The sequence below is a fragment of the Candidatus Poriferisodalis sp. genome (assembly GCF_965215815.1).
Classification (GTDB): domain Bacteria; phylum Actinomycetota; class Acidimicrobiia; order Acidimicrobiales; family Poriferisodalaceae; genus Poriferisodalis.
Genome location: NZ_CBDCEO010000013.1, coordinates 1,159,334 through 1,174,062 on the forward strand (window position 1 = coordinate 1,159,334; position 14,729 = coordinate 1,174,062).

Annotated in this window: 8 protein-coding genes; 3 read left to right on the forward strand and 5 right to left on the reverse strand. The window is 66.9% G+C overall.

The window, feature by feature from the left end; genetic code table 11:
- Positions 1–45 precede the first annotated feature (45 nt).
- Complete coding sequence (locus ACOOHB_RS15320; protein WP_420445679.1) at positions 46–1,074, reverse strand: homocysteine S-methyltransferase family protein; 1,029 nt, start codon at positions 1,072–1,074, stop codon at positions 46–48.
- Between the two features lie 139 nt (positions 1,075–1,213).
- Positions 1,214–5,683: a PQQ-dependent sugar dehydrogenase gene (locus ACOOHB_RS15325; protein ID WP_420445680.1), complete on the reverse strand. Its 4,470-nt coding sequence runs from the start codon at positions 5,681–5,683 to the stop codon at positions 1,214–1,216.
- Positions 5,684–6,142: 459 nt separating this feature from the next.
- Between ACOOHB_RS15325 and ACOOHB_RS15330 the strand changes: the two genes are divergently transcribed.
- Together ACOOHB_RS15330 and ACOOHB_RS15335 are read left to right on the forward strand one after the other, a co-directional pair.
- Positions 6,143–6,895, forward strand: a complete 753-nt coding sequence (locus ACOOHB_RS15330) for an enoyl-CoA hydratase/isomerase family protein (protein ID WP_420445681.1) — start codon at positions 6,143–6,145, stop codon at positions 6,893–6,895.
- A gap of 250 nt (positions 6,896–7,145) precedes the next feature.
- Positions 7,146–9,602, forward strand: a complete 2,457-nt coding sequence (locus ACOOHB_RS15335; RefSeq protein ID WP_420445682.1) for a CoA transferase — start codon at positions 7,146–7,148, stop codon at positions 9,600–9,602.
- On the opposite strand, the gene ACOOHB_RS15340 is transcribed toward ACOOHB_RS15335, so the two are convergent.
- Together ACOOHB_RS15340 and ACOOHB_RS15345 are read right to left on the reverse strand one after the other, a co-directional pair.
- The gene (locus tag ACOOHB_RS15340; RefSeq protein ID WP_420445683.1) at positions 9,599–10,399 is read right to left on the reverse strand and encodes an SDR family NAD(P)-dependent oxidoreductase; all 801 of its coding nucleotides are present in this window, start codon (positions 10,397–10,399) and stop codon (positions 9,599–9,601) included. The two genes, ACOOHB_RS15335 and ACOOHB_RS15340, sit on opposite strands and share 4 nt — an antisense overlap.
- A gap of 38 nt (positions 10,400–10,437) precedes the next feature.
- Positions 10,438–11,466, reverse strand: coding sequence for a TIGR03617 family F420-dependent LLM class oxidoreductase (locus tag ACOOHB_RS15345; RefSeq protein ID WP_420445684.1), 1,029 nt, complete (start codon positions 11,464–11,466; stop codon positions 10,438–10,440).
- 162 nt (positions 11,467–11,628) lie between these two features.
- On the opposite strand from ACOOHB_RS15345, the gene ACOOHB_RS15350 reads away from it, so the two are divergent.
- Positions 11,629–13,260, forward strand: coding sequence for a class I adenylate-forming enzyme family protein (locus tag ACOOHB_RS15350; protein WP_420445685.1), 1,632 nt, complete (start codon positions 11,629–11,631; stop codon positions 13,258–13,260).
- Here the strand turns inward: ACOOHB_RS15350 and ACOOHB_RS15355 are convergent.
- Positions 13,257–14,582, reverse strand: a complete 1,326-nt coding sequence (locus ACOOHB_RS15355) for an acyl-CoA dehydrogenase family protein (protein ID WP_420445686.1) — start codon at positions 14,580–14,582, stop codon at positions 13,257–13,259. The genes ACOOHB_RS15350 and ACOOHB_RS15355 overlap by 4 nt on opposite strands.
- Positions 14,583–14,729 lie beyond the last annotated feature (147 nt).

Consider the following 14,729-nt stretch of genomic DNA (forward strand, 5'->3'; position numbering starts at 1 on the left):
GGGAATCGTCCGGTTACTTCGTCCGGCGTCTTCGCCGGGGTGCGACTACGCGCTCCGGCGCCTCCGGTGGCGGCGACGGGCCAGGCGGTTCTCGATGACGGTGCCGGGGTCAGGCGTCGGCTCAACCTCCGGCGGGGGCTCGTCGCCGCTCAGAACAGCGACGATCTTGGCGGTGTGCTCCGCCGTGCTGCCACAGCAGGTGCCGATCACGGTCACGCCTGCGAGCAGGGCCCGGTGTGCATGGGCAGCCAGCATCTCGGGCGTGCCGTTGTAGACGAATCCATGCCCGCTCCAGACCGGAACACCTGCGTTCGGCTTGGAGACGACCGGGGTTGCATGGTCAGCCCCGGCAATGGCAACCACCGCTGACTCGGTGTCGGGCACGTTGTTGCCGCAGTTGGCGCCGATGGCGGCCAGATCCAGCTGCGCCAGCCGCTCGGCCAGCTCATTGCCGGTCACGCCCATCATCGTGCAACCGGCGGTGTCGAAGCTCATGGTTGCGGCAACCGGCAGATCGCACGCCGACCGCGCCCCCCGCACAGCGGCCTCCACCTCGTCGAGAGCGCTCATCGTCTCGATCCACAGCAGGTCGGCCCCGCCGGCCGCCAGGGCCGTCGCCTGCACCGCGAACGCCGCCTCGCATTCCCCGGCCGTCATGTTGCCAAGCGGCGCCAGCAGCTCACCGGTCGGCCCCATCGAACCCGCCACCAGCACCGGCCGCCCGGCCCGCTCGGATTCTGCGTCAGCTTCGAGGCGTGCGATGCGGGCGGCGGCTCCGTTGAGCTCGCACACCCGGTCTTCGAGGCGGTGCAGTGCCATGCGGAAGTGGGTGCCCCCGAAGCTGTTCGTCACGACCAGGTCGGCCCCGGCGGCCAGGTACGACCGGTGGACCGCACGCACCTCGGCCTCGTGGCTGACGTTCCATTCCTCAGGCGAATCGCCGGAGCTGAGGCCCATGGCGAACAGCCGGGTGCCCATTGCCCCGTCGGCGACGACGTACCCCTTGTCCGCTATGAGATCGGCGATGCTCACTGCGGCGCTCGTCGATTCGGCGGCTGCAGTTGTTGCGCCCACACTGACATCATGCATGCCCTTCGAGTGGCGGCGGCCGCGCGTCCGGTTCGACGCGCGGTGTCACTCGGATCGTACGACGGGACCCGGCCTCCGCGGTGCTGAACTCGTGCTCGTGGCGGTCCGCCCGCATGGACATGCGCTAGGGGTTGCCGAGGATGCGGCGAGCGACGGCTGCTGCGGTGTGGGTGCGTGTGGAGCCGCTGTAGCGGGGTGCGCTGGCGCCGGGCACCACGGCGCGGGCTTGTTCTTTGGTTTCGTTGGTGATCGCTGCGGGACCGCCGACAAAGACCAGTCGCGACGGGCGGTAGGCGCGCAGCACCGCCTCGGCCTCGGGAGACAAGCGCCGTGCTTCGGTGTACAGCACAACGGAGCCTTTGGTGCGAGCCGACAGCGCTGCGGCCACGCCGACGTCGGGCGGGCTCCACCCGTTCGCGACGATGACGGTCAGTTGGTCGGTCACCGCCGCTTCAGGCGGCCCCAGGAAGCGTCGAGCCACCCCCGCAGCGGTTCCGGCACGGGTCGGCCCGCTGACGCGCTCGAAGGCAACGCGGGGCACCACCTCACGGATCGCCGTTTCCACTGCGGGATGCACCGCGGCGGTGCCGCCGACGATCACCACTCGGCTGGGCCGGAAATCCTCCAGCAACCGCTTGGTGGCCTGGGGCAGTGCCGCCGCCCGCACGTACGCCACAGCCGAGCGCGGCGTGCGTGCTGACAGTGCCGCGGCCAAACCGATGTCGGCGGGGCTCCACCCATTCGCCAAAATGACCGTCGCGCTTGCTTGATCAGCCTGGCCCAATATGCGTCGTGCCACCGCTGCTGCGGTATCGGTGCGGGCTGCACCCGTGATGCGATGCACCGCGTCGACCTCCGACGCGCGCCGCGCTGACGCCAACACCGCATCGCTGACCGCTGCCTCCCCGCCAACAACGATCACCACCGCGGGCAAGTATTCGACCAGCAATTCACGAGCCGAACTCGACAACCGCTCCGGGGCCGTATAGATCACAGCGGATTCGGGCGTGCGCGCAGACAATGCAGCAGCCACACCGATATCAGCTGCACTCCACCCATTCGCCACAATCAGCACCGCTGTGCTCTCAGCAAATCCGCCGCCGCCGCCGCCACCAGCGCCGCCGCCACCACCAGCAGCGCCGGTGGTAGGTCTCGTGGCCGGGCGGCCGATGACCGCTGACGCCTGAACAGCGCTGACAGTCTCTACCGATGCTGACTGGCCTGATCCGAAGTTGTCGGAGTACGTGACCGTGACCCGGAGCCAGTGGCCCAGGTCGTCGGCACTCGGCCGGTAGCCCGACGATGTCGCGCCGTCGATCAGCGTCCAGTCGGTCCCATCGTTGGAGCGCTCCCAGGACCACGCTTCGTCGGCGACACCTGCGTCGGGTTCCGACAAGAACGCGTCCAGCCTCGAATTCACTCCAGGCAGCGTGAGCGAGAGCGTCAGCGACCCCTCCTCATTCTCATCTGCGACGGTCACGATGACCACAAAGGTGCCGCACTGTTCGCCGTCGAAGGCACACACGATGACCTGGTAGTCGTTTCGCAGATCTGCGTCAGCGGGGTGCTCGAAGTCGGGTGTCTCGACGAAGCTCAGCTCTCCCGTGTCCTCGTCGATCTGGAAGCGGCCGGCGTCGGTGCCTCCCAGGCTCCACTTGACGTTGTCGTCTTCAGGATCCGCCGCCGTGTACTGCGCAACCGCATCAGTGCGACTCTCGGCGTAGCCCGGCACAGCGGGCCCGAAGACGGTTGGCGCTTCATTCACATCGTCCACCTGGATCGTCACCGGCTGCGATGCAGACAGAAGCGAGGGATCACGGACCGTCACGCTGATCTGGTATGCGGCCTTGTCCTCGTAGTCCAACGCCGCCTTGGTCAGCAACTGACCGGTATCGGCGTCGATGTCAAAGGATGCCGCGTCTTCGCCCGCGAGCGAGTAGGTCAGGTCATCGTCGTCGGGATCATCCGCAGCAACGGCTGTGCCGATGTTGGTGCCTGGAGCGGAGTTCTCCTCGACACTGCGCATTCCCGTCTCCGTCGACGGGAATGCGGGCGGCTCGTTGTCGGCGGGCGCTGCGCGAACTGCACGGTCGGACTCGGTGCTGATCGTCTTGTTGGGGTCTTGCGGATCGGTGGGGCCCTCGCGGTCCCGGTACGACATCGTTACTCGCAGATAGCGGCTCACGTCACCATCGACCGGTGTGTAGGACCCCGATGTCGCGGCGCTGATCGTTGTCCATCCCGACCGCGACGCCACCTGCGAGCGCTCCCAGGTCCATGTTTCGTCGCCAACTCCTCCATCGGGATCGTCCAGTGTCACCTTCAGTGCCGTGCCGGCCTGGGGCTGGGGCGACGACAACGTGACCGTGCCGGGTTCATCTTGGTTGGCGACCGTCACGCTCAGCGAGCGGGTGGCCGTCAGCTCGCCGTCGGAAGCTTGCACGGTGACCACGTAGGAGTTGTCGGCGTCTGAATCGTCTGGATGCTCGTAGTCCGGCGTGCCGGCAAACGAGACGATGCCGTCAGTGCGCCCAATCGTGAGGTCCGCCCGGTCGGCGCCCAGCAGCACCCAAGTAACGCCCTCGCCCTCTGGATCTTCCGCCTCGAACCGCGCCACTTCGCCCGTATGCCCCTCGGCGACGCTCGCGGTGGTCGGTCCCGCAGTGATCACCGGCGCTTCATCTTCGTCGGTGACGGTCACCGTGACATCGAACCGGTCATCGACCGACGGGTCGGCGTTTCCGTCTGCGTCCTTGCCGTCGAAAGCCTCCACCGTCACGTCGTACACGTTTCCTCGCACGGCCTCACGATCGGGCGGGTCAAGGGATCGCTTGAACCGCAGCCCTCCGTTCGAGTCGATCTCGAAGAACGCGGAATCGTCGCCCGACAGCGACCACGTCACCTGTTCCTTCTGCTCCGGGTCGTTCGCGCTGTAGTCCGCGACGCTTCCGGTGCCGTTCTCGACGAAGTTGATCAACGCGTCGCCCGTGATCTCCGCAGGCTCATTCACGTCGGAGACCGTCACTGTCACGATCACTGTGGCAGCCATCTGGTCCACATCGGATGCGATGACGATGATCTCATGCGACGTGTCCGTCTCATAGTCGAGCGCGGCAGCGAGTTCGATGTCGCCTGTTGCACTGTCGGAGATGCGGAACAGCGCAGCGCCGGTGCCGCTCAGCGAGTACATGAACGCGTCGTCGTTCAAATCTTGTGCGCTGACACTGGCAACGACGCTTCCGATTGCGGTGTCCTCAGCAACGCTGACGGCGTAAGAGGCCTCGTCGAAGCTGGGTGCCTGCTTCGGTGTGACCCGCAGGATCTTGTCGTTGCCGCTGCCGTTCGACGTGGTGATGTACAACGCCCCGCCTGGTCCCAGCACCGGTGTCCGCAGACGGCCATATGTGTTGCGCAGAGCGCTCGGAGACGTCTGGCTCATGAATGCGCCGTCGTCGCCGAACTCGAACAGCCTGAGTCTGCGGTCCTTGAGCGTGGCCACAGCTAGCCGACCCTCCCACGCCCCCCAGATGTCACCGTCGAGGAAGACTCCGCCGCTGGTGGCGAGTGTGCTGCTCCCCGACGACCATTTGGCCTCGACGGCGCTCGGGAACTTGGTGAGGTCGGTCATCGAGACCCGCTCGTTGTAGTCCGGGATTGGATCCCAGCCGTAGTTGCCTCCTGCCACGAGCAGGTTGATCTCGTCGTCGAACGTGGGGCCGTGCTCGACTGACCACATCTCACTGGTGCCCGGACGCAGCGCGAGTCCTTGCACGTTGCGGTGGCCGAAGGAGTAGACGAGCGAGCCGGCGGTCGGGTTCCCCGCTGCGGCGCTGCCTGTGGCGGCGCTGACGCGCAGCACTTTGCCGCCCAGCGTGGACTGGTCTTGGGGGTGAGTGCCGACAGTGGCATCGCCGGTGGCTATCCACAGGTTGCCCGCGGGGCCGAACCGCAACCGGCAGCCGCCATGGCGGCCATATGTTGGGTCCGCCGGTATGCCGCCCACGAGCGGATCGTTGACGCGGGTGGCCGTGGTGTAGTCATCGTTCAAGGTCCATGCGATCACTTGCACTTCGGGGCCCGTATGACCCTGGCAGGTGTAGATGCGGCGATTGGTCTCGAAGGCGGGATCGACGGCGATCGCCATCAGCCCGGTTTCGCCGCGGGCGAACAGGTCGCTCATGTCCGCCGTGATCGCGGTGGTGGTTCCATCGGCCAGCTTGGCAGTAAGCACCCCGGATCGCTGCGTGTACAGCATGGTCCCGTCGGGGGCGAACGCTATGTCCCATGGGTTCGTCAGTCCCGAGACCACGGTGCGCACCTTGAGCTCGGGAACTGTCTCGCTCTCTGAACGCGTGGAAACAGACGGCTTGCCGTTGTCGGGGAGCTGCTCGGCCGCTGCGGGACCACGGCCTGTGGGCAGCATCTCGGCGTCAGCGCTCGCGCTCAGATCGACGTCGGTCCGCAGAGGCGTTCCGGCGACGCCTGTCGGTCTCGAGGCCGATACCGACGAGGCCACCGGACCCCACGTCACCGCGAGCAGTGCTGCTGCGCCGAGTATCGGTGTGCACAGCCATTTCCTGCGGAGCACATTCATCGCTTTGATGCCGGACTGTCAGCGCGATCGCTGGTTTCCGGCGATGCTGCGGTGACGATTGCTGCGGTGAGACAGGGTCGGCAGCACATCCATTGCGGCCCGCGGCCTGACAGGCAGTTCCTTCGATGTCACAACGGAATGGGTATTGCCCGCCCACGGCCGCGACCTGCTCATGCGGCCAAAGTATGACCCGAACTGGATCAACTATGAGACAACGACATACGTTCCATTGAAACGGGCCCGTGACGCTCCTACTTGACTCGTCACGACGCTGTGCTTTGTTGTCGAGTCCGTCAACCAGACCCTCAAAGGCGAGTTCAGCCTCGAACGCCACAACGACCGCACCCGCCCCAGCCGCTCAGTCGCCCTTTGCGACCACGAACCCCTCGGAACTACTGACCTAGTGTCGACGTGGACCCAAGACCGACCAGCACAGTCGGGCGGCACAGGGGGAGCGCAATGGACGAGGTGACCTACGACGTCGACGGGCACGTGGCGACGATCACGTTGAATCGCCCGGACAAGCTCAACGCGATGACCGACGAGATGTACCACGGCATCGGCGCCGCGCTGGGAGAAGCTGACGCTGATCCGGCGGTGCGGTGCATGATCGTCACCGGGACCGGCCGGGCGTTCACGTCGGGCCACGATCTCGGCGAGTTCGCCGACCGGACTGCGTGGATGCCGTGGCGGCCGGACCGCTTCGACGTAGGGCTCGAGACCGCCAAGCCCACGATCGCGGCGGTCCAAGGCTACTGCCTGGCCGGCGGGCTCGAGCTGGCGCTGTTCTGCGACATTCGGGTCTGCGACAACACCGCACAGTTCGGCTGCCCAGAGGTGCGCTGGGCGATCCTGCACGGATACGGGGCGCTGCGGCTGCCCGGCCTGATCGGCTCGTCGGATGCGATGCGGCTGCTGCTGACCGGCGCCTTCGTTGACGCCGCCGAAGCGCTGCGGGTCGGCCTGGTCAGCGAGATGACCGCCCCGGAAGACCTGCAGTCGACCGCCCGCGGCATCGCCGACCAGATCGCCGCAAACGGCCCCGCCGCCATCCGGATGACGAAGGAACTGGCACTGCGCGGCAGCGAGATGTCCCTGCCCGACGGCCTGCGCCTCTACCAGGAGTACACCCGGGCAGCCTTCGCCTCCCCCGACGCCTCCGAGGGCCTCCGCGCCTTCGCCGAACGCCGAGACCCTGACTACGGCAGCTAGTGCCGTGTCAGCAAACGCTTGCCAGTGTGTCGCTTTTCTGTGCAAAATCAGTCGCTCAGCGATCATTTCTGCACAGAAAACGATTTTGTCGAGGCCAGCGCGAGGCATTCAGCCCGCCTCAACCACGCAAACGTTTGTGGTCACGGCAGCTAGTCCCTCGCCAGGTTGAGCCTGACCCTTCCCTGAAGCACGGATCGGGGGGCGTCGGTACGCTCCGAGACCTTTGGGCTGTCGGCGATTCAGGGGCGATGTGCGGGGCGTACGAGTACTGGATCTGAGTGACGGGCGGGCGGGTGCGTACTGCGCCCGGTTGCTGGCGATGGCCGGTGCCGACGTTGTTGTGGGCGAGCCGCCCGAGGGTTCGGCACTGCGGCGGATGGGTCTCGTCGCCGACCGGGACGGCAACGAGGTCTCGATCGCCTGGGAGTACTTGCGGGCGAACACGTCAAGCGTCATCGTCGACGCTGGCACTCCGCTCTCAGAGCTGACCGACGGCTTCGACGTCGTCGTGCTCGACGTCGAGGGAGAGCTGAGCGAGACCCAATCCGACATTGCTGCGACCCGAGAGGCGCACCCTGAACTGGTGGTGACAGCCATCACTCCATACGGATTCACCGGGCCTAAATCGGCCTGGCGGGCCGGCCCACTGGAGCATTGGGCGCTCGGTGGACACATGAGCCTGAACGGCGAGCCTGACCGGCATCCGCTGCCGGGCGGCGGGCCGTGGCTCACGCACCTGGTCGGCGCCACGGCCGCCATCGGCACTCAGGCTGCGCTAGTCAACGCCGCGACGGCCGACCGCGGCGACCTGGTGGAGATCTCCGCGCTGGAGGCCCTGGCGAACGCCCACCAGTGGAGCTTCAGCCTCTACACGCACAACGGCGTCACCAAGCAGCGCTGGGGCAATCGCTTCGGCGAGCAGCATCACCCGCTCGCGCTCTATGAGTGCATCGACGGCTGGGTGTGCATTGCGGCGGTGTCCGCGCACCAGTGGGAAGGCCTCTGTGTGGCCATGGACCAGGTGGAGCTGCTGGCCCGCGATGACTTCTACGTGCCTGCCGTGCGCTTCGACTACGCCGACGAGCTCGACGAGATCATCTGCGCCTGGGCTGCCACCAAGACCGTGACCGAAGCGGTGGCTGCGCTGCAGGACAACCAGGTTCCCTCTGGTCCGGTCGCCAGTCTCGACGACATGCTGGCCAGTCCGCAGCTCGCCGCACGCGACTTCTGGGTACCTCTTGGCACCAGTGCCGCCCCACACGCCGCTGCCGAGAATGCCCGGCTGCCCGGCCCGCCCGCCCGCATCAAGGGTGCGACGCCCGCGTTCTGCCGCGCCCCAGCACTTGGCGAGGGCGCCGAGGACCCGGCGTCGAGAGAACGAACCTGGCCCGAGGGCATCAAGCCCCTGGCAGGCGTTCGTGTCGTGGAGTTCGCCATCGCCTGGGCGGGGCCCCTCGTCGGCCGGTTGCTGGGTGATCTCGGCGCCGACGTCGTCAAGATCGAGCACCCCACCGCCCGAGGCCTCGCCATGCCGCCGGCAGAGATGATCGCCGCTGAGCGAGGTGATTGGGAATGGGGACAGCTTCCCGGGCCGCTGTCGCGCAACGGCGTTTTCGCCAACAACGACCCGGGCGACGACTGGTTCAACCGGCTCGGCTATTGGAACAAGATGAACCGCTCCAAGCGCTGCCTCTGCCTCGATGCAAAGGCGCCCGGCGGGCGCGAGGTGCTGCGCCAGATAGTGGCGAACGCCGACATCGTGGTGAACAACTACAGCCCCCGAGGCGTTCGATCGCTCGGGATCACGCCGGCCGAGTTGCGTGAGATGAATCCCGGCATCGTGACGCTGGACATGTCGGGGTTCGGCGCCACGGGACCCGACGCCGAACGCATCAGCTGGGGTCCAGTGCTCGATGCCGCCTCGGGTCTGGCCTCCGCCACTGGTTACCCAGACTCGGGCCCCTACAAGCAGGGCATCGCCTTCCCCGATGTGGTCGGCGGCCTGCACGGCACGGTTATCGCTCTAGCTGCGTTGTGGCAGCACTGGCGCTGCGCCGAGTCGGTCGCGGTCGACCTGTCCCAGCTCGAGACCGCCATAGCGGTTGCCGGCGACCAGTTCGGGGAGGCCTCGCTGCGCCCGCCCGAGTCTCCGCTGCCGTCGCGCCGCGGGGCGCGCTCACGCGACTCAGCCCCGTCGGGTGTGTACCGGTGCGCGGGCGAAGATGCCTGGCTGGCGCTGACGGTCACCGACGCCCGGGCCTGGACGGCACTGGCCGGAATCCTCTGCAGCGAGTTCGGCGACGAGTGCTGTTCGCCGCAATGGGCAGAATTTGCGGCCCGTCGAGCCGATCACGACGCCATCGATGCCATCATCAATCGCTGGGCCGACGCCCGCGACAAGCACGAGGCCGCCGCCGAACTGCAGGCAGCCGGCATCGCAGCGTCAGCCGTGATGACGATCGCCGACATCGTCAACGACGACCACAGCACCGCCCGCGGCCTCATGGTTGACCTCGCCCGCCCCGGCGAGCGGCCGCAGCTGTTCCCCGGCCTGGCGTTCCGTTTCGACACCACGCCTGCCGATGTCAGTCCACCGCCCAAGCTGGGCCAGCACAACGAGACGATCCTGACCGAACTCGACTTCACGCCTAGCGAGATCGCCGCCCTCTACGACAGCAACACCATCGCCACCACTCCGCGCACCTAAGCCATCGTGAGGCCGCCGCTGACCGACAGCGTCTGGCCGGTGATGAACCCGGCCTCCTCGCTGCACAGGTAGACGACAGCCGAAGCCACCTCGTGCGGCTGACCGATGCGCTTCATGGGCACGGCCCGGGCCATTGCGCCGATGATCTTGTCGCTCGTGTCGGTAGCCGAGGCGATTTCTGCCAACAGCGGCGTGTCCGTCGGCCCAGGGCACACCACGTTCGCGGTGATGCCACGCCGCGCCACCTCACGGGCAATGGTCTTCGTGAAGGCGATGACGCCGCCCTTGGCACCGGCATAGACGGCCTCGCCCGACGAACCCACCCGTCCGGCGTCGGATCCGATGTTCACGATCCGGCCAAAGCCTGCCTCGATCATGGCGGGCAGGCACCCATGCGTAGTCCGCAGCGGACCCTTGTAGTTGATCTCGATGATGCGGTCCCAGAACGCCTCGTCGGTCGTTCCGAACGGCTTCAGCTCGTCCCAGCCGGCGCAGTTCACGAGGACTTCGACCGGGCCGAGCTCATCGGCCACCGCCAGCAGTCCCTGGGCCACCGAATCAGAGTCAGCGACGTCCATCGCCACGGCAATTGCTCTGTTGGATTCGCCGCCGCCATGGCGGCCGGTGCTGCTCTCAGTGTTGATCGCCGCGGCTGTGTCGGTGGCCTCGGGCACTCGCAGGTCGGCTACGGCAACCCGTCGCCCGGCGCGGGCCAACCCCAGGCAGATCTCCCGCCCGATGCCCCGGCCACCGCCGGTCACCAAGGCCACCCGGTCCGCGTTGCCATCGTCAGTCACGTCATCTCCTGTCGCCAAACGCTGCGTTGAAGCTGCGTTCAGGAGCGTGTGGCCTGCGCCACCTCGCCCCACTTGTGAACCATGTCAGGGTTCTTGCGGATCTGCTCTTCGGCCAAGTACATGACCACCCGGGCCGCAGTGCCGCCGTACCGGTCTTTCAGCCGGTCACCCATCTCGTCCCACGGTGCGACGACGGCGAAGTGCTCGAGCATGTCGTCGGTGATGACGTCGGCCATGCCGTTGATGTCGCCTGTGCGCATCAAGTCGCGCAGCTTCTCGGTGACGCCCTCGTACCCCAGATCGGTGAACTGGAACGAATAATTCGGCGTAGTGCCGTAGAAGGCGACCTGCGTCTTGGCACGCCGGATCAGCGGTGCCAGCTCTTCGGGCGAGTCGCCGGGAGCCGCAAAGACCGGCACGATCAGGTCCAGCTCGGTGACATCGCGGCCGGCCCGCTCGGCGCCCTGGGCCACCTCGGGCAGCAGCCGCTCGCGGATGTAGTGCATCGTGTGCATCGGATGGACATGCACCCCGTCGGCCACTTCGCCCGCCACCCGGTTCATGATCGGCCCCACCGACGAGATATCGACCTTGACGTCGCCGTAGTCGTGCCTGCGTGGCATCCATTGCGCCGGCAGCAGGCTGAGGTTGAAGAATTCGCCCTCGTGGCTGAGCTTCTCGTCCCGCCGGAACGCCCGCAGGCACGCCTTCACTGCCAGCACGTAGTCGCGCATTCGTGCAGCTGGTCGATCAAACTCAGCCGAGTAACGCCGGACCACGTGGCCCTTGACCTGGCTGCCGAGCCCCAGCCGGAAACGGCCACGGGTCTCGCCGGCGAGCTCCCAGGCGAGCTGGGCCGACACCATCGGGCTGCGTGGGAACGCAACCGCGATGCCGGTGGTGAAGGTCAGGCTGGGGGCTGCCATGGCGGCCGCGGCGAGCTGCATCCACGGCACCTGCCCGGTCTCGGTGTAGAGCATCCCCGAAAAACCGGCGCCCTCGACCGCTTGCGCCAGCTCGGCGGCCTCACCCCACGTTGAGGATCCCGTCATCAGGTCGAATTCCACGGCGGCACCACTCCTTCGGGCTGCAGGTGGCTCGCCCCACCAGTGCCCACGAACGCACGAACCCGCTCAACGTAGCCCCACCACCGCTTCCCGTCCGCAGTGACTCATCGGGACGGCCCACCGGCTGGGCGTGCCACGGGAACATTGACCTACGCTGCGGCGATGGCTGAGGGTGCGAAATACGACTGGTTGCTGCTGGGTGACGCCGTCGACCGTGCGGCTCGCATGTGGGGGGACCGCCCGGCGGTGGTCTTCGGTTCGCAGCGCTGGGACTACACCGACTTCGCCGCCGAGGTGGACCGGGTGGCCAAGGGGCTCATAGCGCTGGGCGCGCAGCGAGGCGACCATGTGGCCGTCTGGATGACCAATCTGCCCGAGTGGCTGTGGCTCCAGTACGCGATCCCCAAAGTGGGGTGCTGCATCGTGCCGCTGAACACTCGCTACCGCACCGACGACGTCGCCTACACGGTGGCCCAGTCCGAAAGCCGGTTCATGATCTCGATCGACCGGTCAGGGCCGATCGACTTCCGCGAGATGCTGTGCGAGGCCTACCCCGGCATCGTTGAGGCAGGGCATCTGGAGCGCCTCGTGTTCACCGGCGAACCTCGCGATGACAGCCTTGGGGACACTCCGAGCTGGGGCGACCTGCTGGCCGCCGGCGAGAGCGTTTCCGACGCCGAGCTGGCCGAACGGGCCGCCAGCGTGACCGTCGCCGACCGCATGATGCTGGCGTACACCTCGGGCACGACGGGGCACCCCAAGGGCGTCGTGCACACCCACCGCCCCCTGCGCAACAGCCGAGAGCGCGCCATGTTGCTGGGCCACACCGCCAACGACATTCACATGAGCTACCTGCCGCTGTTCCACCTGTTCGGATTCGGCGAGGTGTCGATCCAAGCGGTGCTGTCCGGCGGTTGCCAAGTGCTGTTCGACATCTTCGACCCTGCAGCGATCCTGGCCGAAGTCGAGTCACGCGGCGGCACGGTTATGCACGGATTCGACTCGCACTGGGGCGACCTGCTTCGGGCTCAGGAAGAGCACCCCCGCGACGTGTCCAGCTTGCGGATGGGAACGCTGGCTGCGGGCATGGAGTCGTCCACCCCCGTAGCCCGACGCGCACAAGAGGTGTTCTGCCCGACGGTTTCGGGCTGGGGCATGAGCGAGTCCTGGGCGTTCGTGAGCTGCAGCCATCCGACCCACAGCGTCGAGCAGCGCACCGAGGCCTCCGGCTACCCGATGGACGGCATCGAGTACCAGATCCGCGACCCCGAGACCGGCCACCAATGCCCGCCCGACGTTCCCGGGGCGCTGTTCGTCCGGGGCTACACGGTGATGGAGGAGTACTGGCGCCGCCCCGAAGCCACCGCCGAAGTGCTCGACGACGACGGCTGGCTCGACACCGGCGACATCGCCCGGATGCGGCCCGACGGCCACGCGGTCTTCATCGGCCGCCACAAGGACATGCTGAAAGTGGGCGGCGAGAACGTCTCGCCCGCCGAGGTGGAGGGCTACTTGCTTGACGTCGAGGGCGTCGAACAGATCGCCGTCGTCGGCTACCCCGATCCCCGCCTCGTCGAGGTCCCGGTCGCCTTCGTGCAACGCACCGCCACAGCCCCCAACGACCTCACTGAAGATGCCCTCCTGGAGCGCTGCCGCGGCCGCATAGCGAGTTTCAAAATCCCCCGCCGAGTGATCTTCGTGGACGAGATGCCCACCACACCCTCAGGCAAGATCCGAAAAGTAGAGCTCCGCGACTGGGCGCTGCGAGACCTAGGCGACCCCGCCCACGCCTAAGACCCGCTCCCCGGGCGGCTGGGGCCAGAGAACGCCATTGCGGGCTGGCGCGGGCCGTCCAACGTGTGGTCGACAGCCAGACCCATGGACCGCTCGCTCTCGCGGTTCTTGACCTCTGTCCGTGCCACGACGTGGTGATGCACCTCGTCGGGACCGTCAGCAAGCCTCAACGTGCGCTGCGCGTGCCACATGTCGGCCAGCGGGAACCATTGCGAGACGCCGGCAGCGCCGTGCATCTGGATGGCCTCGTTGATGATGTCGCAGCACTTCTCGGGCACCATCGCCTTGACGGCGCTGACCCAGACGCGAGCCTCTGCGTTGCCGAGCGTGTCCATGGCCTTCGCGGCACGAAGCACCATCAGCCGCATTGCCTCGACCTCGATGCGTGAGCGCGACACGATCTCCATGTTCTTGCCCAGGTTGATGAGCTTCTTGCCGAAGCCCTCACGGGACAAGCCCCGGTCCACCATCATCTCGATGGCCTTCTCGGCGGCACCGATGGAGCGCATGCAGTGGTGGATGCGACCCGGGCCAAGACGTAGCTGGCTGATCTCGAAACCCCGGCCCTCGCCGAGCAGGATGTTGTCCTTGGGCACGCGCACGTCCTCGAAGGTGATGTGCATGTGTCCGTGCGGTGCGTCGTCAGACCCGAAGACGTGCATCGGGCCCAGGATGTTCACGCCCGGTGCGTCGATCGGCACGAGGATCTGCGACTGCTGCTTGTAGGTGTCCGCGTCGGGGTTGGTGCGGACCATGGTGATCATGATCTTGCAGCGCGGGTCGCCCGCCCCCGAGATGTAGAACTTCTCGCCGTTGATGAGCCACTCTTCGCCGTCGAGCACAGCATTGGTCTGCACCTGCTTGGCGTCCGAACTCATCACGGCGGGCTCGGTCATCGCGTATGCCGAGCGAATCTTGCCCTCGAGCAACGGTTCAAGCCACTGCTGCTTCTGCTCGGCGGTGCCGACTCGTTCCAGCACTTCCATGTTGCCGGTGTCAGGCGCGGAGCAGTTCAGGCACTCCGAGGCCAGCCGGTTCTTGCCGAGCTCGTTGGCGATGTAGGCGTAGTCGAGGTTGCTGAGGCCTTGGCCGGTCTCGGCGTCGGGCAGGAAGAAGTTCCACAGGCCCTGCTCGCGTGCCTTGGTCTTGGCGACTTCTAGCAGTTCAAGTTGACCGGCCCCCCAGCTCCAGCGCTCGGGCCGGTTCTCGCCGAGGCGATGGAACTCTTCGGTGATGGGGTCGACCTCTTCGCGGATGAACGTCTTCACGGCCTCGTACAGCGGCTCGACCGATGTCGACATCCGCAGGTCGAAATCGTCCATGCTCGCTGACTTCAATGCTCCGCCAACCACAGCAGCTCCCCTTGTGTGTTTGCCAGCTGCGTGCCTGCTTCTGGCGCAAAGAACCCTAGCGAGATCGGATGTTCGGCACCGGATCGACGTCCCTATCCCCGACCCGTCGCGGGAGCG

What these genes read in the sequence shown, in the direction of transcription:
- ACOOHB_RS15325 (WP_420445680.1), bottom strand. Translation starts at nt 5,683, where the DNA reads ATGAATGTGCTCCGCAGGAAATGGCTGTGCACACCGATACTCGGCGCA.
- ACOOHB_RS15330 (WP_420445681.1), top strand. Translation starts at nt 6,143, where the DNA reads ATGGACGAGGTGACCTACGACGTCGACGGGCACGTGGCGACGATCACG.
- ACOOHB_RS15350 (WP_420445685.1), top strand. Translation starts at nt 11,629, where the DNA reads ATGGCTGAGGGTGCGAAATACGACTGGTTGCTGCTGGGTGACGCCGTC.
- ACOOHB_RS15355 (WP_420445686.1), bottom strand. Translation starts at nt 14,582, where the DNA reads ATGGACGATTTCGACCTGCGGATGTCGACATCGGTCGAGCCGCTGTAC.